Here is a 24,198-nt window from a genome sequence, read left to right as displayed (position 1 = left end):
CCCCGCCCACGGTCGACGATCGCGCCGCTTGTGGCGGACTTTGGCACGCCCGCCGGCAGAGTTCGCGTCCCGCGGCCGAGACGAGGACGGCAATGAGCGTGAAGCGGCTCCTTCGGAGCCCGTTCCTCTGGGTGTCGGTGCTCGTGCTCGTCGGGCTCGGCATCGCCGCGATCCTGACCCTCGGTGAGGATCCCGAGGAGCTGTCCTACGACGAGTTCCTCACCCGCCTCGAGGGCGGGGAGATCCGCACTTACGAGGACTTCAGCGCCGATGAGCGCCTCGAAGGCGAGCTCGACGGCGACGCCGACGAGGCGGACACGTACGTCACCCACTACAACCCCGAGCTGAACGGCGAGGAGCTGTCGCAAGCCCTCGTCGAAGCCCGTCAGGACGGGCGGGTCGAGCGCGCCGAGGTCGACACACAGGCGAGCGCGGCGCTCTGGCAGACGCTCGCGCAGTTCCTGCCGCTGCTGCTGATCTTCGGGCTGTTCTTCTTCCTCGTCACCCAGATGCAGGGCGGCGGCGGGCGGATGATGGGCTTCGGCAAGGCGAAGGCCAAGACCGTCACCAAGGACACCCCGACGGTCACGTTCGGCGACGTCGCGGGTGCGGCCGAGGCCGTCGAGGACCTGAAGGAGATCCGCGACTTCCTCTCCGACCCCGCGCGGTTCCAGGCGATCGGTGCCGAGATCCCCCGGGGCGTGCTCCTCGTGGGCCCGCCCGGCACCGGAAAGACGCTCCTCGCGCGCGCGGTCGCTGGCGAGGCGGGCGTGCCGTTCTTCTCGATCTCCGGTTCCGACTTCGTCGAGATGTATGTCGGTGTCGGCGCGAGCCGGGTGCGCGACCTGTTCGAGCAGGCCAAGGAGGCCGCGCCAGCCATCGTGTTCATGGACGAGATCGACGCGGTCGGTCGGCATCGCGGCGCGGGCATGGGCGGTGGACACGACGAGCGCGAACAGACGTTGAACCAGCTGCTCGTCGAGATGGACGGCTTCGACGCGACCACGGGGGTCATCCTCATCGCCGCGACGAACCGGCCCGACATCCTCGACCCGGCCCTGCTGCGACCGGGGCGTTTCGACCGACAGGTCACGGTCGACCATCCCGACCTCGAGGGGCGCCAGCGCATCCTCGAGGTGCACGCGCGGGGCAAGCCGCTGGCCGACGACGCCGATCTGGCCGTGATCGCCCGCCGGACCCCGGGCTTCACCGGCGCGGACCTCGCCAACCTCGTGAACGAGGCGGCGCTGCTCTCGGCCCGCCGTGGCGAGGTCGAGATCTCGATGCACACGCTGGAGGCCTCGATCGACCGCGTCATCGGAGGACCCGAGCGCGCACGGGTGATGAGCGACACCGAGCGTCGCACGATCGCCTACCACGAAGGCGGGCACACCATCGTCGGCCATGCCCTGCCCCACGCCGACCCCGTCCACAAGGTCTCGATCATCCCGCGCGGCCAGGCGCTGGGTTGGACGCTGTCGCTGCCGACCGAGGACCGGTACCTGGTCAGCCGCGGGGAGCTGATCGACCGTCTCGCGATGATGCTGGGAGGCCGCGTCGCCGAGGAGCTCACGATCGGCGACTACACGACGGGTGCGTCGAACGACATCGCCAAGGCGACGGCCACGGCGCGGGACATGGTCACCCAGTACGGAATGAGCGAGCAACTCGGCCCGCTCAAGCTCGGCGGCGGTGACGGCCAGCCGTTCCTGGGTCGCGACTACGGCCACGAGCGCGACTACTCGCCCGAGGTCGCCGCCGAGATCGACCGTGAGATCCGCGTGCTCGTCGACCAGGCACACGACGAGGCCCTGGAGATCCTCGCCGCCAACCGCGCCGTGTTGGAGGAGCTCGCCGGAGCCCTGATGGACCACGAGACCGTCGAGGGCGAGGAGCTCGCGGCGATCCTCGGCCGGGTCCAACCCAGGCCCTCCCGCAAGCTGCCCGCCATGGGCCACGGGGACGGCGCGGGCTCCGGGAACGGGGTGCCCGTGAGCCATCTGCGCCGACTCGATCCCGGCCTCACCGACTCCGTGAATCGCACCAGCGACCAGGGGTCCCCTCGAGGCCGAGGCGAGGGACCGGGCGCCTGAGGCCACGGCATCCCGGGACCCGCCGTGAGAGTCTGGAGGCAGCCTCCGCCGGTGGGTACGGACTCGACGGCGCGAGGCGAGCGGAGCCGACCGGTGACGGTCGGTTCGGCGTGTCGGAGAGGAAGCGACGATGAGCGACGTCACCACCGGCGGCGCCCCTGAGGGCAACGGGGCGGGCGCGGACGGCCCCGGCTCGAGCCACGAGCCGGTCCGCACCCTCACGGGCGTGCCGCCGGGCAGGCCGTTCGACCACGAGCGCATCGCCCGTGGCGTGCGCGAGATCTTCGCGGGCCTCGGGCTCGACGACGACGATCCCCGCCTCGCCGAGACACCCGAGCGGGTCGCCCGGATGTACGACGAGATCTTCGCCGGCCTGCTCGTCGAGCCGGCGGAGGTGCTCGACGTCGTGTTCGAGGAGGGGCACGACGAGCTGGTGCTCATCAAGGACATCCCGTTCGCGAGCACTTGCGAGCACCACCTGGTGCCGTTCGTGGGTCGTGCCCACGTCGGCTACATCCCGAACGAACGGGGTCAGGTCACCGGCTTGTCGAAGCTCGGGCGCCTCGTCGATCTCGTCGCCAAACGACCGAGCCTGCAGGAGCGCATCACCACCACGGTCGCGGACACGCTGGATCGAGTGCTCGAGCCCCGCGGCGTGCTCGTCATCGTCGAGGCCGAGCACCTGTGCATGTCGATGCGGGGCATCCGCAAGCCCGGCGCGATGACCGTGACGAGTGCCGTACGAGGCATCATCCGGGAGGACGCCGCCACCAGGGCGGAGGCGATGTCGCTCGCGCTGGGGTCGAACAACCGGAGCATGCACTAGCGACGCGTCTCCCGGACAGGGGCGGGCGGTCACGCGAAAGGGCAATGGTGGGGCCGATCGTTCGTGTCGCCGGCGCGGGGCTGCCGGAGGCCCCGCGACCGTTCGTCGTGTCGGGCGTCCGTTCCCTCGAGGAGTTGCGCGCCGCGTGGGCCGCATCGGGTGCCCGGGTGCGCCGGGAGGGCAACCGGCTGGTCGGGACCTCGACGGTGGAGGCCCTCGTCCGGGCGGCGGGCCGATGCTTGCGCGACGACGAGGCTCGGTCACTCGAACGGGCCGCGCGCGATGCGATCGCGGCGTGGGCGGACCCGACCCCCACCCTCGAACTGCCGCAGGGCGCCCTCGAGCTCGCCGGGGGCCCCGCCCTCATGGGCATCGTGAACGTCACGCCCGACTCGTTCTTCGACGGTGGCGTCGTCTACCCGGGGAATCACCCCGATGCGGCGGTGCGGCTCGCCCGCCGGCTGGCGGCCGAGGGGGCCGCCATCATCGACGTCGGGGGCGAGTCGACACGGCCCGGGGCGGATCCCGTCGACGAGGCGGAGGAGCTCGCGCGAGTGGTGCCCGTGATCGAGGCGCTGGCCGCTGCCAACGCGCCCGAGCCGAAGCCCGTCGTGAGCATCGACACGATGAAGCCCGAGGTCGCCCGTCAAGCCGTGGCCGCGGGCGCGCAGTTGGTCAACGACGTGAGCGGTGGCCCCCCGGAACTGCTGGAGGTCGTCGCGCGCACCGGCGTCGGTTACGTGTTCATGCACCGCAGGGGCACCCCCAAGGACATGCAGCAGCACGTCGACTACGGCGACGTGGTCGGGGACGTGTTCGACGCGCTCACCGACGGGCTCCGCCGATGCGTCGCGGCCGGGATCCCCGAGTCGCGCATCGCGGTCGACCCCGGCATCGGGTTCGCCAAGACCGTCGCGCAGAATTGCGCGTTGCTCCGCGCCGTCCCGGAGCTGCGCAGTCTCGGGCGACCGGTGGTGGTCGGCGCGAGCCGTAAGAGCTTCCTCGGCAAGCTGCTCGACGGCGAGTCGACCGCCGATCGCCTCGAGGGCAGCCTCGCCTGCGCCGCCCTCGCGACCGCCGACCGTGCCGGCGTACTGCGCGTGCACGACGTCGCCGAAACCGCCCGGGCGGTGCGGGTCGCCCGCGCGATCGCTGCCGCGGATGACGCGGTGGTGCGGGCGTGAGCCGGTAGGCTAGCCCCGCTGCGGTCGGTGGCCCCCGCGCCGGCGGCCGCACGTGACGATCACGACGACACGGCAGGCGGCGTGCGGTGACACGGGTCCCCGCACGCGTGTAGCCGACAGGGAGGCCCCAGGTGGGTGCGGGTGACCGGATCGAGTTGGTCGGTCTGCGCGCGTACGGCCGTCACGGGGTGCAGCCCGAGGAGCATACGCGGGGCCAACCGTTCGTCGTCGACGTGACGCTGTCGGTGGACCTCCGGGGCGCGGGCGCCAGCGACGCCTTGCGCGACACCGTCGACTACGGTGCGCTGGCCGATCGTGTGCGGGCGGCGATCACCGACACCCGCTTCGACCTGATCGAGGCGCTGGCCGAGCACGTGGCGGGTCTGGCGCTCGACGAGCCCCGCGTCGAGGAGGCGAGCGTGCGGGTCGCGAAACCGCATGCTCCCGTGCCGGCGGACGTGGGGGAGGTCGCGGTGTCGGTCACCCGTTCGCGGGAGTCGGCCTCGTGAGCGCGGTGCTGCCGCCGCGTCGCCGGGAGGCCACGGCCTTCCTCGGCCTCGGGAGCAACCTCGGGGACCGTTTGGCGCATCTACAGGACGCCGTGGACCTTCTGCACTCGCGGCCGGGTCTGCGCGTCGTCAAGCTCTCGAGTGCGTACGAGACCGAGCCGGTGGGGGGCGAGCACGTCGGCGACGAGTTCCTGAATCTCGTCGTCCGCGTCGCGACCCGCGCGAGCCCACAACGGCTGCTGACCGCCAGTCAGGCGGTCGAGCAGGCCCTCGGGCGGGTTCGGACGGTCCGGTGGGGTCCGCGTACGATCGACGTGGACATCCTGCTCTACGATCAGCGGGCCGTGCAGACCCGCCGCCTGCAGATCCCGCACCCGCGGCTGCACGAGCGCGCATTCGTGCTCGTGCCGCTCTGCGAGCTCGCGCCCGATCACCCCCTGCCGGACGGTCGGACGGTCGCGGAGGTGCGCGACGCGTTGGGAGCCGCCGCGGGGGTAGAGGTGTCGCAACTCGAGGTCGAGCTACCCACGTCCAGAAACGGAGGAGCGCGCGCGTGACCGACCGAATCTCGAGCGTGTGTGTGTTCACCGCGTCGAGCCCCGGGACGAACCCCGCGTATCGCGACGCCGCCTGGGCCCTCGGCGCGACCCTCGCGCGCGAACGTGTCCGGCTCGTCTACGGCGGGGCCAGGGTGGGGCTGATGGGCGAGTTGGCCGACAGCGTGCGCGCCCACGACGGGGAGGTGGTGGGGGTGATGCCACGCAACCTCGTGGACTGGGAGGTCGCGCACGAAGGGTTGAGCGAGCTGCGGGTGGTCACGTCGATGCACGAGCGCAAGGCACAAATGAGCGAGCTCGCGGACGCGTTCGCGGCATTGCCGGGGGGTCTCGGCACGCTCGAGGAGCTCTTCGAGGTGTGGACCTGGAGCCAGCTGGGCCTTCACGCCAAACCGGTCGCGCTGCTCGACCCCGGGGGCTTCTGGCAGCCGTTGCTCGGGTTCCTGGACGGGATGGTCAGCGAGCGGTTGCTGCGTCGGGAGGACCGCGAACGCATCGTCGTTGCGGACGACCCCGACACGCTGCTCGACCGCTTGCGGACCGCGGAGCCGGCCACCGTCAGCGGCAAGTGGCTCGACAACGGCCCGGCACACGCCCGTGCGCCGGGCCTGGAGGCCTAGCCATGCTGCTCGCCGTGGACGTCGGCAACTCGCAGACGGTCATCGGCGTGTTCGATGCGGACCGGTTGCCGCACCATTGGCGGCTGTCGACCGAGGCGCAGCGCACCAGCGACGAGTGGGCGATGCTCTTCGGGGGGCTGCTGCGGTTCGCCGACCTGTCCTTCCGCCGCAACGTGCACGGCCTCGTCATCTCGTCGGTCGTGCCCACGGTGACCGGCGAGCTCCGAGCGATGGCCGATCGCTACTTCCCGTTCCGTCCGGTCGTGGTGGAGCCGGGAACCCGGATCGGCATCCCGATCAAGATGGACAATCCCGACGAGGTCGGGGCCGACCGGGTCGTGAACGCCCTGGCTGCGCACCACGAGTACGGCGGTCCGGGCATCGTCGTGGACTTCGGGACGGCCACGAGCTTCGACGTCTACGGGGAGGGCGGCGAGTTCGTCGGCGGCGCGATCGCCCCCGGTGTGCAGTCGTCCATGGACGCGCTGTCGGCGCGCGGCGCCCAGCTGCGCACCGTCGGGCTCACCACCCCGGAGCAGGCGGTCGGTCGCAACACCGTCGAAGCCATGCAGTCGGGGGCGGTCTACGGGTTCGCCGGCCAGGTCGACCGGATCGTCGAGGAACTCGTGGCCGAGCTCGGGCACGCCGGCCGAGGGCCGGTCGTCGTCGCGACCGGGGGGCTGGCCCAGGCTGTCGTCGCCGCCTGCCGCAGCATCCACCACCACGACCCTTGGCTCACCCTCAAGGGTCTGCGTCTGGTGTGGGAGCACAACACGTAGATCCGCCGAACCGCCCCCCGCGAGGCGCACTGGCGCCCCCGAGACGATCGGGGCCCTCGCCGCACGGAACGGGACACGTCCGGTCGTAAGGCGTGCTCGGGTCCGTGGCTCGCTGGTCACCCGGTCACGAGCCATCTAGGCTCCGTCGGGCACGGCCAGCGATGGGCCGCCCACACACCGGGGCTCCCGCCAAAGGACGCACATGGTCGAGAAGGTGTTGGTCGCCAACCGCGGAGAGATCGCGATCCGCGCGTTCCGAGCGGCCACCGAGCTGGGGATGCGGACCGTCGCGGTCTACACGCTCGAGGACCGCGACTCGCTGCATCGGCTGAAGGCCGACGAGGCCTACCAGATCGGGGAGCCGGGCCACCCTGTGCGGGCCTACCTCGACGGCGACGAGCTCATCGCCACCGCTCGCGAGGTCGGCGCGGACGCGATCTACCCCGGGTACGGCTTCCTGTCCGAGTCGACCGACTTCGCGGCGGCCTGCGCCCGGGCCGGCATCACGTTCGTCGGCCCGCCCGCCGAGGTGCTCGGCCTCACCGGCGACAAGGTCCGCGCCCGCGGGGCCGCCGCGGACGCGGGCATCCCCGTCCTGCGGGCGTCCTCCCTGATGGAGGACCCCTCCGACGCCCCGGCTGCGGCGGAGGAACTCGGTTTCCCCGTGTTCGTCAAGGCCGCTGCCGGTGGCGGCGGCCGGGGTCTGCGGCGCGTCGAACGACCCGAGGACCTGCCCCGGGCGGTCGAGACCGCGATCCGCGAGGCCGAGGGGGCGTTCGGCGACCCGACGGTCTTCCTGGAGCAGGCGGTCACCCGGCCCCGCCACATCGAGGTGCAGATCCTGGCGGGCAGCGCGGGTGAGGTGCTCCACCTCTACGAGCGCGATTGCTCGGTGCAACGGCGTCATCAGAAGGTCGTGGAGTTGGCGCCCGCGCCCGACCTCGACCCCGAGGTGCGCGAGCAGATCTGCGCCGACGCGGTTCGTTTCGGCCGGGCCGTGGACTACCGCAACGCCGGCACCGTCGAGTTCCTGCTCGACCCCGACACGGGCCGGCACGTGTTCATCGAGTGCAACCCCCGGATCCAGGTCGAGCACACCGTGACCGAGGAGGTCACCGACATCGACCTGGTCCAGTCACAGCTGCGCATCGCCGACGGCGCGACGCTGAAGGACCTCGGGCTGCGTCAGGACGACGTCCGCGTGCGCGGCACCGCCATCCAGTGCCGGATCACGACCGAGGACCCGCGGAACGACTTCCGGCCCGACACCGGGCGCATCAGCGCGTACCGCTCACCGGGCGGCGCGGGCATCCGGCTGGACGCGGGCAGCGCCTTCGTGGGCAGCGTGGTGAGCCCGCACTTCGATTCGATGCTGGTCAAGCTGACCGCCCGGGGCCTCGACCTGTCCCAAGCCGCTCGGCGCGCCCGGCGCGCGCTGGCCGAGTTCCGCATCCGCGGGGTGCGCACGAACACGCCGTTCCTGCAGGCGGTGCTGGCCGACCCCGACTTCCTCGCCGGCCGCGTGTCCACGAGCTTCATCGACGAGCGCCCGCACCTCACCCGGGTCTCGGCCGGTGAGAACCGCGCGCAGCGGATGCTCGAGTTCGTCGCCGACCGGACGGTCAACCGACCCCACGGCGAGCCCGGCGACTTGATCGACCCGGGCTCGAAGGTGCCGAACCTGCGTGGTTCGGAGGACCCGCCCGCGGGCAGCCGCCAGCGCCTCGAGGAGCTCGGGCCCGACGCCTTCGCGGCCGAGTTGCGAGCCCAGGAGCCCATCGCGCTGACCGACACGACGCTGCGGGACGCGCACCAGTCGCTGTTCGCCACCCGCATGCGCACCTTCGACATGGTCGCGGCCGCGCCGCACCTGGCTCGACGGCTGCCGCAGTTGCTCAGCCTCGAGGCGTGGGGCGGGGCGACCTACGACGTCGCGCTGCGCTTCCTGTACGAGGACCCGTGGAGCCGGTTGTCCCGCCTGCGCGAGGCCGTGCCCAACATCTGCCTGCAGATGCTGCTGCGCGGCCGGAACCTGCTCGGCTACACCGGGTACCCGGACGAGGTCGTGCACGCGTTCGTCGCCGAGGCGACCGACGCGGGGATCGACATCTTCCGGGTCTTCGACGCGCTCAACGATCTCGAGCAGATGCGGACCGCGATCACCGCGGTCCGCGAGGCGGGCGCCCTCGCCGAGGGCGCGCTCTGCTACACGAGCGACCTCCACGATCCCGGGGAGCACACCTACACGCTCGACCACTACCTCCGCGTGGCGGAGGGCCTCGTCGAGGCCGGCGCGCACATCCTGTGCATCAAGGACATGGCGGGGCTGTTGCGACCACCGGCCGCGCGGACGTTGGTGACCGCGCTGCGCGAACGCTTCGAGCAGCCCGTGCACCTGCACACCCACGACACCGCCGGGGGACAGCTCGGGACCTACGTGGCCGCGCTGGAGGCCGGCGTCGACGCGCTCGATGGGGCGCAGGCACCGCTGTCCGGGATGACCAGCCAGCCGAACCTCGCCGCGATCGTCGCCGCGACCGATCGCACCGAGCGAGCCAGCGGCGTGAGCCTCGACGCGCTCGGCGACCTGGAGCCGTACTGGCACGCGGTGCGCCAGCTCTACCGGCCGTTCGAGGCCGGCCTGGCCTATCCCACCGGGACGGTGTACCGCCACGAGATCCCCGGCGGGCAACTGTCGAACCTGCGGGCGCAGGCCAATGCGGTCGGTCTCGCGGGCCGCTTCGAGGAGGTCGAGGAGGCCTACGCCGCCTGCAACGACGTGCTCGGCAACATCATCAAGGTGACGCCGACGTCGAAGGTCGTCGGCGACCTCGCACTGCAGTGCGTGTCCACCGGCCTCGACCCTTACGAGCTCGCCGCCGACCCGAGCGGGCACGACCTGCCGGACAGCGTCATCGGCTTCCTGCGCGGCGAGCTGGGGACCCCTCCGGGCGGGTGGCCGGAGCCGTTCCGCACGAAGGTCCTGGCCGCACGCGGGGAGGCCCCCGTCCGCACGACCCTGGCCGACGCCGATCGTGCCGGGCTCGAGACGCCCGGCGCCGAGCGTCGCGCGAAGCTGAACCACCTGCTGTTTCCCGGCCCCGCACAGCAGTACGAGGAGGCCCGCGAGCGGTGGGGGGACCTGTCGGTCCTGCCCACCGAGCCGTTCCTGTACGGCCTCGACCAGGATCGCGAGATCGCGATCGACCTCGAGCGAGGGGTGCGCCTCTACGTCGAGCTCGAGGCCGTGAGCGAGCCGGACGAGCGCGGGTTCCGCACGGTCCACGTGACCCTGAACGGGCAGTCGCGCCCGATCGACGTGCGCGACGAGTCGGTCGAGAGCGAGATCGCGCGGGTCGAGAAGGCTGATCCGAACCAGCCCGGGCACGTCGCCGCGCCGCTGACGGGGGTGGTCACGCCGAGCGTCGCCGAGGGCGACCGCGTGCAGGCCGGCTCGGCGGTGGCCACGATCGAGGCGATGAAGATGGAGTCGCAGATCTCGGCGCCCGCCAGCGGGACCGTGAACCGCGTGGTCGTCGTCCCGGCCACCGCCGTCGAGCCGGGGGACCTCGTGCTCGAGCTCGACCTCGACGGCTGAGACCCCGCCCGGGGCGGGATCGTGCTCGGTGGTGAGCCTCGCCCCGCCCGGTTGATGCGCCTCGCCTCCCCTCGGACGGACTGGGGTGCACATGTGCGCACGAGGCCGCCCGGATGCGCGCTGGCAGGTGCGCCGGGCGGCCACGCAGTAGCCTCGGGCCCCTCATGAGCACGAGCGAGAACGATCCATACGCCGGGACCGAGGCCGCGACCCCGGAGGCGGGCGACGCGCGCAGCCGCAGCGAGGAGCTGCGCGCCGAGCGGCGCGCGAAGATCGAGAAGCTGCGGGCGCGCGGCGAGGACCCCTATCCGGTCGGGGTGCGCCCCGGCGACCGGCTCGCCGACGTGCAGGCGGCGTGGGACGGGCGGCTCGAGCCGGGCGAGGAGTCGGGTGAGGACGTGCACGTCGGCGGCCGACTCGTGTTGCGCCGGGGCCACGGCAAGCTCGCGTTCCTCGTCCTGCGCGAGGACGGCACCGACCTGCAGGTCATGTGCCAGCAGGACGTGCTGGGCACCGAGGGGATGGCAGCGCTCGACGATCTCGACACCGGCGATTGGCTCGTGGCTCACGGGCAGGTGGTCCGGGCGAAGCGCGGCGAGCTGAGCGTGCAGGCCCGGGGGGTCCAGCTCGTCGGCAAGGCCCTGCAGCCTCCCCCGGACAAGTGGCACGGCCTCACCGACACCGAGGAGCGCTACCGCCGGCGCTGGGTCGACCTGGCGGTCAACGCGGACAGCCGCCGGGTCTTCGAGATCCGCAGCGCCGTCGTGCGCGCGCTGCGCGAGTCCCTCGACGCGCGCGGTTACCTCGAGGTCGAGACCCCGGTCCTCAACCGGATTCCCGGCGGGGCGGAGGCACGGCCGTTCGTGACCCACCACAACGCGCTCGACCTCGAGCTCTACCTGCGCATCGCGCCGGAGCTGTACCTGAAGCGCCTGATCGCGGGAGGCATGGGCCGCGTCTACGAGCTCGGCCGCGTGTTCCGCAACGAGGGGCTGTCGCCACGCCACAACCCCGAGTTCACCATGCTCGAGGCCTACGAGGCGTTCGCGGACTACCACGACATGATGCGGCTCACCCAGGAGCTCCTCCAGCGCGCCGCTGCGGAGGCGACCGGGACCACCACGGCGCCGGGCGGGGAGGATCTCGCCGGCGAGTGGCCGCGTGTGCCGCTGCTCGAGCTGGTCCGGGACGCCACCGGCGTCGCCGGGTTGGACTACGACGACGCGGTCGACGACGTGCGCGCGGTCTGCGACCGCCACGGCGTCGCGTACGAACAGCGCTGGGGCGCCGGCAAGCTCGTCCTCGAGCTCTACGAGCACCTCGTCGAGCCCCACCTCGTCGAACCGACGTTCGTGATCGACTACCCGGTCGAGGTGAGCCCGCTCGCGCGCCGGCACCGTGACGACCCGCGGGTGACGGAGCGCTTCGAGCTCATCATCGGCGGCCGCGAGTACGCCAACGCCTTCAGCGAGCTCACCGACCCCGACGACCAGCGCGCCCGCTTCGAGGGTCAGGCGGCTCTGAAGGCGGCGGGCGACGAGGAGGCCATGGCGGTCGACGAGGACTATCTGCAGGCGATGGAGTTCGGCATGCCGCCCACCGGCGGGCTCGGGGTCGGGGTCGACCGACTGGTCATGTTGCTCGCCGGGGTCGACACGATCCGCGACGTCGTGCTGTTTCCCACGTTGCGACCCCGGCGCGAGTAGGCCCGCTACCGGCCACCGGTATCGGATCGAGCGTGTGCGGGCATGCTTTGGCGTGCGCGAGAGTGGCCGACGGGTACGCTGACGCGGACCGGGCCGCCCGGGGGGACCGGCCCTCAGGGAGTCGGCCCGTCGAGGTCGTTCGGGGCTCGCTGATGCTACGCTTGCCATCCGGCACCCGACCGACGCCGGGACCCGCACCCGGGCACCCGAGCAGGGGGCACAGATGTTCGAACGCTTTACCGATCGCGCCCGCCGCGTGGTGGTCCTCGCCCAGGAAGAGGCGAGGATGCTCAACCACAACTACATCGGGACCGAGCACATCCTGCTCGGCCTCATCCACGAGGGCGAGGGCGTGGCAGCGAAGGCGCTCGAGTCGCTCGGGATCAGCCTCGAGGGCGTCCGCGAGCAGGTCGAGGAGATCATCGGCCAGGGCCAGACCGCACCGGCCGGTCACATCCCCTTCACGCCACGCGCCAAGAAGGTGCTCGAGCTCAGCCTGCGCGAGGCACTGCAGCTCGGCCACAACTACATCGGGACCGAGCACATCCTGCTCGGCCTCATCCGCGAGGGCGAGGGCGTGGCCGCGCAGGTCCTGCAGAAGCTCGGCGCCGACCTGAACCGCGTCCGCCAGCAGGTCATCCAACTCCTGTCCGGTTACGCGTCGGGCGAGCAGTCCGGCCAGCAGGGTTCGGGCCAGGGCCAGAAGGCCGGCGTCTCCGGCGGCAGCGAGGAGGGCAAGAGCTCGGCGGTCCTCGACCAGTTCGGGCGCAACCTCACCCAGCACGCCCGAGACGGCAAGCTCGACCCGGTCGTCGGCCGCACCCGCGAGATCGAGCGGGTCATGCAGGTGCTCAGCCGCCGCACCAAGAACAACCCCGTGCTCATCGGTGAGCCCGGCGTCGGCAAGACCGCGATCGTCGAGGGGCTCGCGGCCAAGATCGTTGCCGGTGACGTGCCGGAGACGCTCAAGGACAAGCAGCTCTACACCCTCGACCTCGGTGCACTGGTGGCAGGCAGCCGGTACCGCGGTGACTTCGAGGAGCGCCTCAAGAAGGTGCTCAAGGAGATCACCACCCGCGGGGACATCATCCTCTTCATCGACGAGCTGCACACGCTCGTCGGGGCTGGCGCCGCCGAGGGCGCGATCGACGCGGCGAGCATCCTGAAGCCGATGCTCGCGCGCGGCGAGCTGCAGACGATCGGCGCGACGACGATCGACGAGTACCGCAAGCACCTCGAGAAGGACGCCGCGCTCGAGCGCCGCTTCCAGCCGATCACCGTCGAGGAGCCCTCGATCGCGCACACGATTGAGATCCTCAAGGGGCTGCGCGACTCCTACGAGGCCCACCACCGCGTCACGATCACCGACGAGGCGCTCGTCTCGGCCGGCAACCTCGCGGACCGCTACATCAGCGACCGTTACCTGCCGGACAAGGCAATCGACCTCATCGACGAGGCCGGTAGCCGCATCCGCATCCGACGCCTCACCGCGCCCCCGGACCTGCAGGACCTCGAGGAGGACGCCCAGCGCGTCCGCCAGGCCAAGGAGTCGGCGATCGACGATCAGGACTTCGAGAAGGCCGCCTCCTTGCGCGACGAGGAGAAGCAGCTCCTCGAGCGCAAGTCCGAGCGGGAGCGCGAGTGGAAGTCCGACGGGATGGACACCGTGCTCACCCTCGACGAGGAGGACGTCGCCGAGGTCCTCTCGAACTGGACCGGCATCCCGGTGTTCAAGCTCACCGAGGAGGAGACCCAGAAGCTGTTGCGCATGGAGGCGGAGCTCCACAAGCGCATCGTCGGCCAGGAGGAGTCGATCAGCGCCGTCTCCAAGTCGATCCGTCGGACGCGGTCGGGCCTCAAGGATCCCAAGCGGCCGGCCGGTTCGTTCATCTTCCTCGGGCCCTCGGGCGTGGGCAAGACCGAGCTCGCCAAGACCCTCGCCGAGTTCCTGTTCGGTGACGAGGACGCGCTGATCCACCTCGACATGAGCGAGTACATGGAGAAGCACACGGTGAGCCGCCTCATCGGGTCGCCGCCCGGGTACGTCGGCTACGACGAGGGCGGTCAGCTCACCGAGGCGGTGCGCCGCCGGCCCTTCTCGGTCGTGCTCTTCGACGAGGTCGAGAAGGCCCACCCGGACGTCTTCAACTCGCTGCTGCAGATCCTCGAGGACGGGCGCCTCACCGACGCCCAGGGCAAGACGGTGGACTTCAAGAACACCGTGCTCATCATGACCTCGAACCTGGGGACCCGGGACCTCGGCAAGCAGGCCCTGGGATTCCAGGCGCAGGTGAGCGAGGCCGACGAGTACCGGCGCATGAAGGAGCGGGTCGACGAGGAGCTCAAGCAGCACTTCCGGCCCGAGTTCCTCAACCGGATCGACGACACGATCGTCTTCCACCCGCTCACCATCGAGCAGGTGAAGGACATCGTCGACCTCATGATGGGTCGGGTGAAGGAGCAACTGAAGTCGAAGGACCTCGACATCGAGCTGACCGAGGACGCGAAGTCCTGGCTCGCGAACAGGGGCTACGACCCGCAGCTCGGTGCCCGTCCGCTGCGTCGGACGATCCAGCGCGAGATCGAGGACAAGCTCAGCGAGAAGATCCTCTACGGGGAGTTCGGCCCCGGGCAGCTGGTGGTCGCCGACGTCGACACCGACGCCGACGAGATGACCTTCCGCGGGGTCGATGCCCCGCCCGAGTCCCCCCCGGTGGAGCTCGCGAGCTCCGGTGGGGAGAACAGCACCAACGGCAGCTAGCCGCTCGTTCGCACCATCTGCGGCCCCGCCCTGTGGCGGGGCCGCAGATGTGCTCGCCAACAGCGCCTCGTGCGATGCACTGGCCGACCGTGCCCGGGCGATGGACTGCGCGATGCACTTGCCGACCGCACGCCCGCCCCGTGGGGGCTCGGATCGTGCGGGATCGCCCCCGTGAGTCGCCCCCGGTCCACGGACGGGTGTGCGATCCCGGATGTTGCGGTAAAGTTCCCATGACCCGCGGTCGACACGATCTGTAGACGCTCCGACGGGTACACCCTCGACGCCAAGAGTCGGGGGACGCTCCACGCGGGTTGAGCCCGTGACCGGAGCCGATCGGATCGCGGGCCCGGTGCGCCAAGAGCGCCGGGCCCCACCCGTGTCACCGGGGTTTTCTCTTGTCGCGGGCCCCGCCCGCGCTCCGGCGGGTCACGCCCCGCCGACGGGCGGGCGGAGCGCGAGGCGCGTAGCCTGCAGGCACCATGCGCCTGCTCATCGCTCGTTGCTCGGTCACCTACGCCGGTCGCCTCACCGCTACGTTGCCCCCGGCCGTGCGGCTCGTGATGGTCAAGGCGGACGGCTGTGTCGCCGTCCACGCGGACGGCGGCGCGTACAAGCCCCTCAACTGGATGAACGCGCCGAACACGCTCACCGAGGAGCACGGCGACGACGACGTCCTGCGCTGGCGGGTCGAGAACCCGCAGGGCGAGACGCTCGAGATCGCCATCGAGGAGATCCGCTACGACTGGTCCGAGCCGCTCGGGGAGGACCCCGGACTGTCGAAGGACGGGGTGGAGGCCCACCTGCAGGAGCTGCTCGCCGATCACCCGGACGCCGTCGAGGACGGCCTCGAACTGGTGCGGCGCGAGTATCCCACCGACATCGGGCCCGTCGACCTGCTCTGTCGGGCTTCGGACGGGGCCGCGGTCGCGGTCGAGATCAAGCGGCGTGGCGAGCTGCCCGCCGTCGAACAGCTCGCTCGCTACGTCGAGCGGTTGGAACGCGATCCGCTCCTGCGCCCCGTACGCGGGGTGCTCGTCGCCCAGCGCATCAAACCGCAGGCGCGCACGCTCGCCGAGGATCGCGGCCTGGCCTGGATCGAGGTCGACTACGATCTGTTGCGCGGGATCGACAGTGGGGAGTTGCGACTGTTCTGAGCGCCCGACGCCTTCGGGCGGGCCGCCTCGTCCGTGCGCGCGATCGACCCCGGTGCGCGGGGACGCTACCGTCGAGGACGACACCGAACGCAACGGTGCGTCGCGCCACCCCTCGCCGTCGGTCGCGGGCAGCGATGTGTGCGGTCGCCAGGAGCGGAGTCCACGATGGCCGATCCGCCGGTCCCGGGGAACGGGTCCCGTCCGCGCGGAGCCGACCGGCTGTTCCGGGGCGTGGTGACCGGGCACGCAAGCGTGCTGCTGGTGATGGGCCTGATCGGTTTGGTCTGGCCCGGGTCGGTGCTCGAGGCCGCCGGATTGCGGATCGACGAGCTGGTGGCGGTGCTCGGTGAGGAGCCCAGCAGCTATGCCCCGCTCACGATCGTGCGGCTGGGTGGGGTCGGGTGTCTGGCGTTCGGGGGGCTCCTCTTGGTCGCCGCCCGCGGGTTGCAGCCGAGCGCCCGGGAGTCGATGTTGCTCGTGCTCGTCGTCGCCACCGGCTTCACGGGTTTCGTGCTGGCCAGCCAGCAGCTCGCCGTCTGGCGCAACCTGGTCGGCGGGGTCCTGACCACGCTCACCGTCGCGCTCCTCGTGGCGAGCGCGGTGACCCTCGTGCGCCTGCGGACCGAACGCGAGCCGCGCTCCGGACCCGGCGGGTAGTTCGTGGCCGTCCCGCGGACTCAGCGCGCGACCGCGTAGCGTGCGAACAGCTCCTCGTCCTCCGCGAGCAGGCCCTCGAGTCGCAGGGACGCGCGCTGCTGCAAGCCGTCGACGATCGAAGGGCCCGTCCCTCCGGCGAGCTGTGGCGCGAGGGTCAGGCAGAGCTCGTCGACCAGTCGGGCGGCGAACAGCTGCGCGTTGAGCGTGGGACCCCCCTCGCACAGCACGTGGGCGTAGCCGCGCGCCCGCAGGGCCTGTAGGGCGGTCGGCAGATCGACGGCCTCCTCTCCCGCCTCCACGACCTCGGCGACGCGCTCGAGCGCGCGGCGACGCTGCCGAGGGGCGTCGCGGCACGTCACGACGATCGGCGACGTGCGCGCTGCGGTGAACAGCCTCGCCCCCGGGTCGAGTTCGCAGGAGGCCGTGAGGACCACCACGGGTGCCGGGTGGTCGCGGCCGTCGGCGCGTCGCCGCTCGGCCAAGGTCGGTCGCAGCCGGTGCGGGCCGTAGTCCTCGGCCCGAGCGGTTCCCGCTCCGACGAGGATCGCGTCGGCGAGTGCTCGGAGCGCGACGAGGACCCGGAAGTCCCCGTCCCCTCCGAGGAGCCCGGACACACCCTCGGCGTCCGTCGCGTGGCCGTCCAGGCTCGTGACCATGTTGACCCGCAACAGAGCCGCGTGAGGGTGGGCGGGCCGGTACGCGTCGTACGGTTCGATCTCGGTGACGGGTTCGGGCAGCAGGCGGCGCATGCGCGCAAGCGTAGGGGGCCGGCCATCGGACGGTCCAAGCCGTCGGTGGAGGACGATGCCGAGCGTGGGACCGGTACTCTGCGGCTGGCATGAGCGACGAGCACACCGACCGCGCCCACGAGGACACGCGGCTCGGCCGCCTCCAGCGTGCGCTGCTGGCCTGGTACGACCTGCAGGGACGGGATCTGCCGTGGCGCGAGCCTCCCGAGGATGGCTCCGGTCAGACTGCCGACGCCCGGTCCCGACCGGGAGCCCGATGCCGGCCATGGGCGGTCCTGGTCAGTGAGCTCATGCTCCAGCAGACCCAGGCCGCTCGCGTTGCCGCGCGGTTCCCCGAGTTCCTCGGGCGGTTCCCGGATCCCGCGACGATGGCGGCCGCACCCGTGTCGGCGGTCATCGACGCCTGGCAGGGCCTCGGCTACAACCGTCGTGCCGTGAACCTGCACCGCGCCGCCCAGGAGATGGTGTGGCGGCACGGAGGGCACCTGCCGAGGGAGCTCGACGAGTTGGAGGCCCTGCCGGGCGTCGGGCCCTACACCGCCCGTGCCGTCGCGGCCTTCGCGTACGGGCAGCTGCGCGCCCCCGTCGACACGAACGTCGCGCGCGTCATGGCCCGCGCGGTCGCGGGAGCGGGGCTCGGCCGTGCCGAGGCCCAGCGCGTCGCCGATGGTCTGGTCCCGGTCGACCGCCCCGCGGACTGGAGCCACGCCCTGATGGACCTTGGGGCGCGCTACTGCACGGCGCGTCGGCCGGTCTGCGGGAGCTGTCCGGTCGCCACGCAATGCGCGTGGCGGGCCGCCGGGTGGCCGGACCCCGATCCGGCACGGGCGAGCAGCGTTCGTGCCGGCCCCCAGGACGCGTTCGCCGGATCGGATCGCTACTGCCGTGGGCGGATCGTGGACGCGTTGCGCCGTGCCCCGCTCGACGCCTCCGAGGTGGCCGCCACGGCAGGGTTGGAGGACGCCCCGGAGCGGCTCGAGCGCATCGTCGTCGGACTCGTTCGCGACGGCCTCGCGGTCCGGGACGAGCACGGAGGGTTGTGCTTGCCCGGGCGCGGGGGATGATCGCGCCTCACCCCACCGCAGGAGCCGAGATGGCCGCCGACCCGAACCAGGAGCCCACAGCCCTCGAGCGTCCCGACCCGCTGGACCGCGGCGACGGGCCGGTCTCGGCACCTCCGCGCGTGCGTGGTCTCGGCCGCGAGTCCCTGCTCTCGGTGCTCTTGCGCGTGAAAAGCGCGATGAAGGTCGACGACGTGCCGACCCTGAGCGCCGGGATCGCGTTCAAGATCTTCCTGTCGCTGTTCCCCGCCTTGATCGCGGCCGTCGGCGCGTTCAGCCTCATCACCGATCCCGACGAGATCGTCGAGCTCGTCGAGCGGCTCGAGTTCCTGCCCCCCACCATCCAGAACCAGCTGATCGAGCCGCTGGAGCGCATCGTCGAGGGCACCGGCGGTGCGAGCCTCTCGTTGGCGTTCGGCATCGTGGCCGGCCTCTGGTCGGCCTCCTCCGCGGCCGCCACGCTCATGCGCTCGCTGTCGCGAACGTACGGCGTGAGCGAGTTCCGCGGGTTCGTCGCCCAGCGGGTCACGGCGATCATCCTCTGCTTGGCGTTGCTCATCGCGCTCGCTGCGATGGTCGTCCTGCTCGTCGCGGGCGCGCCCCTGCAGCGGATGGTGGTCGAGGGTTTCCCCGCCGAGGTCGCGGACACCCTCGGCCCGACGCTCACCCTGGGGCGTCAGCTGGCGGTGGTCGTCGTGCTGATCGTGCTGTTCGCGTTCATCTACTGGGTCGGTCCCGACCGCGCCGCTCGCCCGCGATGGCGGTGGGTCAGCCCGGGCGCGGTCTTCGGTGTCGTGGGCTGGCTGGTGCTCACGGGTGCGTTCAACGTCTACACCCAGATCGCGGATCCGGCGGCCAACGCGCCGGTCGCCGGACTCGGCGGCGTGCTGGTCCTGCTGCTGTGGCTGCAGCTGTCGATGATGGTCCTTCTGCTGGGCGGGCAGCTCAACGCCGAGCTGGCCCGCGAACAGGCTTCGTTGGCCGGAGTCGCCGCCGGCGCACCCTCGCACGGTGCGGGCAGCGCGCACGCGAGCCTCGCGGGGTCCGCCGCCGCGACCACACCGGCGAGTTCGGCGCCCCCGGCGAGTTCGGCGCCCCCGGCGAGTTCGGCGCCCCCGGCCAGTTCGGCGCCCCCGGCCAGTTCGGCGCCCCCGGCCAGTTCGGCGCCCCCGGCCAGTTCCGCGTCGCCGACGACCCGGCCGGCACCCTCGAGCGCCGTCCTCGGTGGCCCCGAACCCAGCGGCCCCACCGACGGCGCGGCGTACGTCGATGGGGACCGCGGGACCTCGAGCCCGGTCCGCTCCGTGGTGGGCGGGGTGGCCCTGACCGCGGCCGGGGCCCTCGGTGCCGCCCTCGCCGGCCGCCGACGCGGGCGGGGGTCGGGCACGCGGGGAGGCCGCAAGTCGCGACGACGTCAGCATCACTAGGCTCCCCGTTAGCTGCCGAAGGTCCCTGACCCGCGGCAGCGAACCTCGAGCGGCCCGACCAACGAGGAGCGTGATGGCCAAGGCCCGTACCCGCGCACGCTGCACGAGCTGTGATCACGTCGAGCCTCGCTGGGTCGGACGGTGCCCCGCGTGCGGCGAGTGGGGCACGGTCGAGGAGGAGGCGGTCACCCCAGCCGCCGCCGGCTCGACGCCCACGGCGCGACCCGCGGCCCGGGCGACGCCGCTGCACGAGGTCGCCGCGCACGCCGACCGGAGGGTGGCGAGCGGGCTCGACGAGCTCGACCGGGTCCTCGGCGGTGGCCTGGTGCCGGGCAGCGTCGTGCTGCTCGGTGGCGAGCCCGGAGCGGGCAAGTCCACGCTGCTGCTGCAGGCAGCCGATGCGATCGCGAGGAGCGGGTCCACGGTGCTGTACGTCTCCGCCGAGGAGTCGGCCGGTCAGGTGCGCTTGCGCGCAGAGCGCCTCGGGGTCCTCGACGGTGGGGTGCTGCTGGCGACGCACGCGGACCTCTCCGCGGTGACCCACGTCGTCGAGCAGCACGATCCCGGGGTGCTGATCGTCGACTCGATCCAGACCGTGCGCGACCCCGAGACCACCGGAGTGCCGGGCGGGGTCGGGCAGGTCCGTGATTGCGCCACCGCCCTGACGCGCCTGGCGAAGGAACGCGCCATGGCAACGGTGCTGGTGGGTCACGTGACCAAGGAGGGGGCGCTCGCGGGACCTCGCGTGCTGGAGCACTTGGTCGACGCCGTCTGCGAGCTCGAGGGCGATCGACACCATGCCCTGCGTCTGCTGCGTGCGACGAAGAACCGGTTCGGCGCGGTGGGCGAGGTCGGCTGCTTCGAGATGACCGGCAGTGGGCTCACCGGAGTCGTGGACGCCGGCAGGCTGTTCGTCGGGGACACGCACGACGACACGGCCGGGGTGGCCGTCACGCTCGCGCTCGAGGGCCACCGCCCCCTCGCGAGCGAGGTGCAGGCGCTCGTCACCCACACGGGTGCTCCGAACCCCCGCCGGGCCGCCAGCGGGCTCGACGGTCAGCGGGTGCAGTTGCTCGCCGCCGTCTGCCAGGAGCGCGCGCAGGTCAACCTCCGCGAACACGACCTCTACGCCTCGACCGTCGGCGGGCTTCGGCTGGCCGAGCCGGCCGTCGATCTGGCGCTGTGCCTCGCCATCGCATCGGCCCGCCACGGCGGCACGGTCCCCCGCGACCTCGTCGCCCTGGCCGAGGTCGGCCTCGCAGGGGAGCTGCGTCTGGTCACGCAAACCGAGCGTCGGCTCGCCGAGGCGGCACGGCTCGGCTTCCGCAGGGCGCTGGTGCCGAGTGCTTATGATGGCGGCGCGCACGGCCTCACGCTGGTTCAGGAGCCGGATCTCGGGCGCGCGATCGCGGCGGTGACGACGCCACGCCGCAGCGACGTGGCGTCGCCGACCCCCTCCTGAGCGGGGCGCGGCCGAGCGGGACGCATCGTGAACGCGACGAGGAGCGACGGTGGCCCCCCGAGACGAGCGCCTGCTGGCCGTCCTGCAGCGCGTCGCACCAGGCACACCTCTGCGCGAGGGCATCGACCGCATCATCAAGGCCGGCAAGGGCGCCATCATCGTCGTTGGTCACGAGGAGGAGGTGGGGCCGCTCATCTCCGGGGGGTTCAAGCTCGCGGCGAAGTTCACTGCTCAGCGCCTGTCCGAGGTGGCGAAGATGGACGGCGCGATCGTGCTCGACGAACCGCTCGAGCGGATCATGTTCGCCAACGTCCACCTGGTGCCGGACCCCAAGATCCCGACGCGCGAGACCGGTACGCGTCACCGGACCGCCGAGCGCGTCGCTCGCCAGACCGGCAAGCCCGTGATCAGCGTGAGCGAGTCGATGCGGATCGTCTCGCTCTACGTGGAGGGGATGAAGCACACCCTGGAGGAGATCAGCTCCGTTCTGTTCCGGGCGAACCAGGCCCTCTCGACCCTTGAGCGGTACCGGGCGCGGCTGGACGAGGTGTCGAGCCAGCTGTCGGCGCTCGAGATCGAGCGGGCCGCGACCCTGCGCGACGTTGCGACCGTGCTGCAACGCGCCGAGATGGTGCGGCGGATCTCCGACGAGATTGAGGCCCACGTCGCAGAGCTCGGCAGCGACGGTCGCCTGCTGCAACTGCAGCTCGAGGAGCTCATGCACGGCGTGCACCAGGAGCGGGCCCTCGTCGTGCGCGACTACCTGCCGGATCGCCGCCGGAAGGTCGATTCCGTTCTCGATCGCCTTGACGGTATCCCGGCGCAGGAGCTGTTGACCCTGTGGCGGCTGGCGGAGGCACTCGGTTACCGCGAGGACAACGGGGACCTCGAGCAACCGCTCTCCCCTCGGGGGTACCGGATGTTGTGGCGGATCCCGCGACTGCCGTGGGGCATCGTCGAGGGGCTCGTGACCCGGTTCGGCACCCTGCCGCGGATCATGGAGGCGAGCCTCGAGGAACTCGACGAGGTGGAGGGCATCGGCGAGGCCAGGGCTCGATCCGTCAAGGAGGGTCTCGCACGGCTGGCCGAGTCGAGCCTCCTCGAGCGCTACTCGTAGCCGCCCCACCTTCGACCGGGGCGCCCCCGACCGCAGTCGGAGGTCCCGATCCGCTCCGGTGTTCGGGCATCCCCCGATCGGGGGCCCCCAACAAGCCGCTGACCTGCGGTTTCGGTTTTTCTTCAGGCCCTTTCTCTGCTACCCTGCATGCTCAGTCACGATACGCCGACATCGTTGTGGCGGTCCACGGAGGGAACGCGCTGATGAGTTATCGGGTCGGGGACACGGTGGTCTACCCCCACCATGGAGCGGCGGTCATCGAGAAGCGCGAGACACGCAGCCTGGCGGGTGAGGACAAGGACTACCTCGTTCTGCGGCTCACCTACGGCGATTTGACGTTGATGGTGCCCGCCGATGCCACCGACGAGGTCGGGCTCCGCGACGTGTGCTCCAAGGCCGAGGTCGACAAGGTGTGGGACGTCCTCCGCGAGCGGGACTTCACGATGCCGACCAACTGGTCGCGTCGCTTCAAGGCCAACTACGAGAAGCTCAAGTCCGGCGACATCTTCCAGGTGGCCGAGGTCGTGCGGAACCTTGCCCTGCGGGAGCGGGAGAAGGGGCTCTCGGCCGGAGAGAAGCGGATGTTGACGAAGGCGCGGCAGATCCTCGTGTCAGAACTGTCTGCGGCTATCAAGCAGACCGAGGAAGACACCGAAGAACTCATCGAGGACGTTCTGACCGACTGAGGGAGCCCGCGCGGCTCCCGTTCACGGGAGCCGCGATGCGCGACGACCACGACGGCCCCCACGGCCCGCCGCTCACCCACTCGGGAGCATCGCCGGCCCACGTCGCGCGTTCGGGGAACGCCCCCGTGCGAGGCGGGACCGCACTCGTCGAGCTCGTCCGGCTCGCGGTCGTCGTCCTGGGCGTGGCGGTTGCCTACCGCCTGGCCATCACCGAGGCGTTGCCCGCTGCGGTTCCCCACGACGCGTTGCCCTGGGGTTCGGAAGCCAGTCAGCTCATGGCGGTCCTGATCGGCGCCGCCGTCGGCTACGTCGCCGGTGGTGTACTCGGACGGTTCGCGCTCGGACGGATCGACGCGGCCGAGCGGCGGTTCTCCCAGGTCGCCGCAGGCGACCTGCTGGCCGGATTGCTGGGGGCGCTCGCGGGGTTGTTCGTGGCCGCCGGCCTCACCTGGCCGCTGCTGTTGGTCGGCAGCGGACTGCTCACGATCCCCCTCGCGGTCCTGATCGGTGTCGTGGTCGTGGCCGGCGGGATCCGGATCGGCTCGGCGCGCGGAGGAGACCTGTTGCGGTTCGTGGGCGCGAGTGGGCGTCTGCAGGTCGCGACGCCCTCCAGCGGCGGGTCGGCGAAGGTCGTGGACACCAGCGCCCTCATCGACGGGCGCCTGCTCGACGTCTGCCGGGCCGGGTTCCTCGACGGGGCGTTGCTGCTGCCACGCTTCGTCCTCTACGAACTCCAGGGGCTCGCCGACTCGGGCGAGGACAACCGACGCGAGCGGGGTCAGCGGGGGCTGGACGTGCTCGGGGGCCTCCAACGCGCCTCGGGTGTCGCACTCGAGGTCGTCGATCGTGACTATCCCGAGATCGAGGCCGTCGATGCGAAGCTCGTCGCGCTCGCGCGTGACCAGGGAGCCGCCCTCGTCACCGTCGACGCGAACCTCGGGCGCGTGGCCGAGGTCCAGGGGGTGCGGGTCCTGAACCTGAACGCGCTCGCGGAGACCCTGCGGCCGCCGGTGTTGCCGGGTGACGTGCTCTCGGTGAAGGTGGCGAAGCCGGGCAAGGAGGCCGGTCAGGGCGTCGGATACCTGTCCGACGGCACCATGGTCGTGATCGAGCAGGCGCGTGACCGCATCGGCAACGAGGTCGCCTGCGAGGTCACGAGCATCCTCTCCAACCCGCACGGGCGGATGGTGTTCACCGCCCTGACCGACGCGCAGCCCCTGCGCACGGCCGACACCGCCTGAGCCTGCCCGAC

General features: G+C 71.8%; 18 protein-coding genes and 2 pseudogenes. 19 read left to right on the top strand and 1 reads right to left on the bottom strand.

Annotated features, from left to right (window positions below; all coding sequences use genetic code 11):
- The first annotated feature begins 92 nt into the window (after positions 1-92).
- The 13 genes and pseudogenes from ftsH to ER308_RS06745 all read left to right on the top strand — a co-directional run bounded on the left by ftsH (position 93) and on the right by ER308_RS06745 (position 16,444).
- On the top strand, positions 93-2,093 hold the full coding sequence (gene ftsH, locus ER308_RS06800; RefSeq protein WP_131154275.1) for an ATP-dependent zinc metalloprotease FtsH: 2,001 nt from the start codon (positions 93-95) through the stop codon (positions 2,091-2,093).
- Between the two features lie 130 nt (positions 2,094-2,223).
- Positions 2,224-2,919, top strand: coding sequence for a GTP cyclohydrolase I FolE (gene folE / locus ER308_RS06795; RefSeq protein ID WP_131154274.1), 696 nt, complete (start codon positions 2,224-2,226; stop codon positions 2,917-2,919).
- Positions 2,920-2,963: 44 nt separating this feature from the next.
- Positions 2,964-4,103, top strand: a complete 1,140-nt coding sequence (folP, locus tag ER308_RS06790; RefSeq protein ID WP_240732000.1) for a dihydropteroate synthase — start codon at positions 2,964-2,966, stop codon at positions 4,101-4,103.
- A gap of 131 nt (positions 4,104-4,234) precedes the next feature.
- Positions 4,235-4,612, top strand: a complete 378-nt coding sequence (gene folB / locus ER308_RS06785) for a dihydroneopterin aldolase (RefSeq protein WP_131154273.1) — start codon at positions 4,235-4,237, stop codon at positions 4,610-4,612.
- Positions 4,609-5,169, top strand: coding sequence for a 2-amino-4-hydroxy-6-hydroxymethyldihydropteridine diphosphokinase (gene folK, locus ER308_RS06780; RefSeq protein WP_205745947.1), 561 nt, complete (start codon positions 4,609-4,611; stop codon positions 5,167-5,169). The genes folB and folK overlap by 4 nt, the downstream gene beginning before the upstream one ends.
- On the top strand, positions 5,166-5,789 hold the full coding sequence (locus ER308_RS06775; protein ID WP_205745946.1) for an LOG family protein: 624 nt from the start codon (positions 5,166-5,168) through the stop codon (positions 5,787-5,789). The genes folK and ER308_RS06775 overlap by 4 nt, the downstream gene beginning before the upstream one ends.
- 2 nt (positions 5,790-5,791) lie before the next feature.
- Positions 5,792-6,568: a type III pantothenate kinase gene (locus tag ER308_RS06770; RefSeq protein WP_131154272.1), complete on the top strand. Its 777-nt coding sequence runs from the start codon at positions 5,792-5,794 to the stop codon at positions 6,566-6,568.
- Between the two features lie 202 nt (positions 6,569-6,770).
- Positions 6,771-10,166 (top strand): pyruvate carboxylase, encoded by a 3,396-nt coding sequence (locus ER308_RS06765; protein WP_131154271.1) that lies wholly within the window; start codon positions 6,771-6,773, stop codon positions 10,164-10,166.
- A 164-nt stretch (positions 10,167-10,330) separates the two neighbouring features.
- Positions 10,331-11,872: a lysine--tRNA ligase gene (gene lysS, locus ER308_RS06760; RefSeq protein ID WP_131154270.1), complete on the top strand. Its 1,542-nt coding sequence runs from the start codon at positions 10,331-10,333 to the stop codon at positions 11,870-11,872.
- Between the two features lie 223 nt (positions 11,873-12,095).
- Positions 12,096-12,537: pseudogene (locus tag ER308_RS23360) on the top strand (Clp protease N-terminal domain-containing protein); the annotation flags it as partial.
- A 77-nt stretch (positions 12,538-12,614) separates the two neighbouring features.
- Positions 12,615-14,633, top strand: a pseudogene (locus ER308_RS06755) (ATP-dependent Clp protease ATP-binding subunit); the annotation flags it as partial.
- Positions 14,634-15,112: 479 nt separating this feature from the next.
- Complete coding sequence (gene nucS, locus ER308_RS06750) at positions 15,113-15,787, top strand: endonuclease NucS (RefSeq protein ID WP_131154268.1); 675 nt, start codon at positions 15,113-15,115, stop codon at positions 15,785-15,787.
- 165 nt (positions 15,788-15,952) lie between these two features.
- Entirely contained in the window at positions 15,953-16,444 is a 492-nt protein-coding gene (locus tag ER308_RS06745) for a hypothetical protein (RefSeq protein ID WP_131154267.1), read from the top strand.
- Positions 16,445-16,464: 20 nt separating this feature from the next.
- Here the strand turns inward: ER308_RS06745 and ER308_RS06740 are convergent, their stop codons facing one another.
- Complete coding sequence (locus ER308_RS06740; RefSeq protein ID WP_131154266.1) at positions 16,465-17,193, bottom strand: pyrimidine reductase family protein; 729 nt, start codon at positions 17,191-17,193, stop codon at positions 16,465-16,467.
- 89 nt (positions 17,194-17,282) lie between these two features.
- Here ER308_RS06740 and ER308_RS06735 point away from each other — a divergent pair, with 89 nt between their 5' ends.
- From ER308_RS06735 to ER308_RS06710, 6 genes are all read left to right on the top strand, one after another.
- Positions 17,283-18,257 (top strand): HhH-GPD family protein, encoded by a 975-nt coding sequence (locus ER308_RS06735; RefSeq protein WP_131154265.1) that lies wholly within the window; start codon positions 17,283-17,285, stop codon positions 18,255-18,257.
- A 29-nt stretch (positions 18,258-18,286) separates the two neighbouring features.
- Entirely contained in the window at positions 18,287-19,681 is a 1,395-nt protein-coding gene (locus ER308_RS06730; protein WP_165491872.1) for a YihY/virulence factor BrkB family protein, read from the top strand.
- A gap of 73 nt (positions 19,682-19,754) precedes the next feature.
- Positions 19,755-21,143 carry a DNA repair protein RadA gene (gene radA, locus ER308_RS06725; RefSeq protein ID WP_131154263.1) on the top strand — a complete coding sequence of 463 codons (1,389 nt, stop codon included), beginning with the start codon at positions 19,755-19,757 and terminating at the stop codon, positions 21,141-21,143.
- 49 nt (positions 21,144-21,192) lie between these two features.
- On the top strand, positions 21,193-22,260 hold the full coding sequence (gene disA / locus ER308_RS06720) for a DNA integrity scanning diadenylate cyclase DisA (protein WP_131154262.1): 1,068 nt from the start codon (positions 21,193-21,195) through the stop codon (positions 22,258-22,260).
- 203 nt (positions 22,261-22,463) lie between these two features.
- The gene (locus ER308_RS06715) at positions 22,464-22,946 is read left to right on the top strand and encodes a CarD family transcriptional regulator (RefSeq protein WP_131154261.1); all 483 of its coding nucleotides are present in this window, start codon (positions 22,464-22,466) and stop codon (positions 22,944-22,946) included.
- Between the two features lie 35 nt (positions 22,947-22,981).
- Positions 22,982-24,187, top strand: coding sequence for a PIN/TRAM domain-containing protein (locus tag ER308_RS06710; RefSeq protein ID WP_131154260.1), 1,206 nt, complete (start codon positions 22,982-22,984; stop codon positions 24,185-24,187).
- The last annotated feature ends 11 nt before the right edge of the window (positions 24,188-24,198 follow it).

It is taken from the genome of Egibacter rhizosphaerae (genome assembly GCF_004322855.1).
GTDB classification, from domain to species: domain Bacteria; phylum Actinomycetota; class Nitriliruptoria; order Euzebyales; family Egibacteraceae; genus Egibacter; species Egibacter rhizosphaerae.
Note: the sequence above shows the minus strand (reverse complement) of the source record. Positions and strands in the feature narration are given on the sequence as shown.

What these genes read in the sequence shown, in the direction of transcription:
- ER308_RS06765 (WP_131154271.1), top strand. Translation starts at nt 6,771, where the DNA reads ATGGTCGAGAAGGTGTTGGTCGCCAACCGCGGAGAGATCGCGATCCGC.
- ER308_RS06730 (WP_165491872.1), top strand. Translation starts at nt 18,287, where the DNA reads ATGGCCGCCGACCCGAACCAGGAGCCCACAGCCCTCGAGCGTCCCGAC.
- ER308_RS06735 (WP_131154265.1), top strand. Translation starts at nt 17,283, where the DNA reads ATGAGCGACGAGCACACCGACCGCGCCCACGAGGACACGCGGCTCGGC.
- ER308_RS06710 (WP_131154260.1), top strand. Translation starts at nt 22,982, where the DNA reads ATGCGCGACGACCACGACGGCCCCCACGGCCCGCCGCTCACCCACTCG.
- lysS (WP_131154270.1), top strand. Translation starts at nt 10,331, where the DNA reads ATGAGCACGAGCGAGAACGATCCATACGCCGGGACCGAGGCCGCGACC.
- radA (WP_131154263.1), top strand. Translation starts at nt 19,755, where the DNA reads ATGGCCAAGGCCCGTACCCGCGCACGCTGCACGAGCTGTGATCACGTC.
- ER308_RS06745 (WP_131154267.1), top strand. Translation starts at nt 15,953, where the DNA reads ATGGCCGATCCGCCGGTCCCGGGGAACGGGTCCCGTCCGCGCGGAGCC.
- ftsH (WP_131154275.1), top strand. Translation starts at nt 93, where the DNA reads ATGAGCGTGAAGCGGCTCCTTCGGAGCCCGTTCCTCTGGGTGTCGGTG.
- ER308_RS06770 (WP_131154272.1), top strand. Translation starts at nt 5,792, where the DNA reads ATGCTGCTCGCCGTGGACGTCGGCAACTCGCAGACGGTCATCGGCGTG.
- ER308_RS06715 (WP_131154261.1), top strand. Translation starts at nt 22,464, where the DNA reads ATGAGTTATCGGGTCGGGGACACGGTGGTCTACCCCCACCATGGAGCG.
- folE (WP_131154274.1), top strand. Translation starts at nt 2,224, where the DNA reads ATGAGCGACGTCACCACCGGCGGCGCCCCTGAGGGCAACGGGGCGGGC.
- nucS (WP_131154268.1), top strand. Translation starts at nt 15,113, where the DNA reads ATGCGCCTGCTCATCGCTCGTTGCTCGGTCACCTACGCCGGTCGCCTC.
- ER308_RS06740 (WP_131154266.1), bottom strand. Translation starts at nt 17,193, where the DNA reads ATGCGCCGCCTGCTGCCCGAACCCGTCACCGAGATCGAACCGTACGAC.
- folP (WP_240732000.1), top strand. Translation starts at nt 2,964, where the DNA reads ATGGTGGGGCCGATCGTTCGTGTCGCCGGCGCGGGGCTGCCGGAGGCC.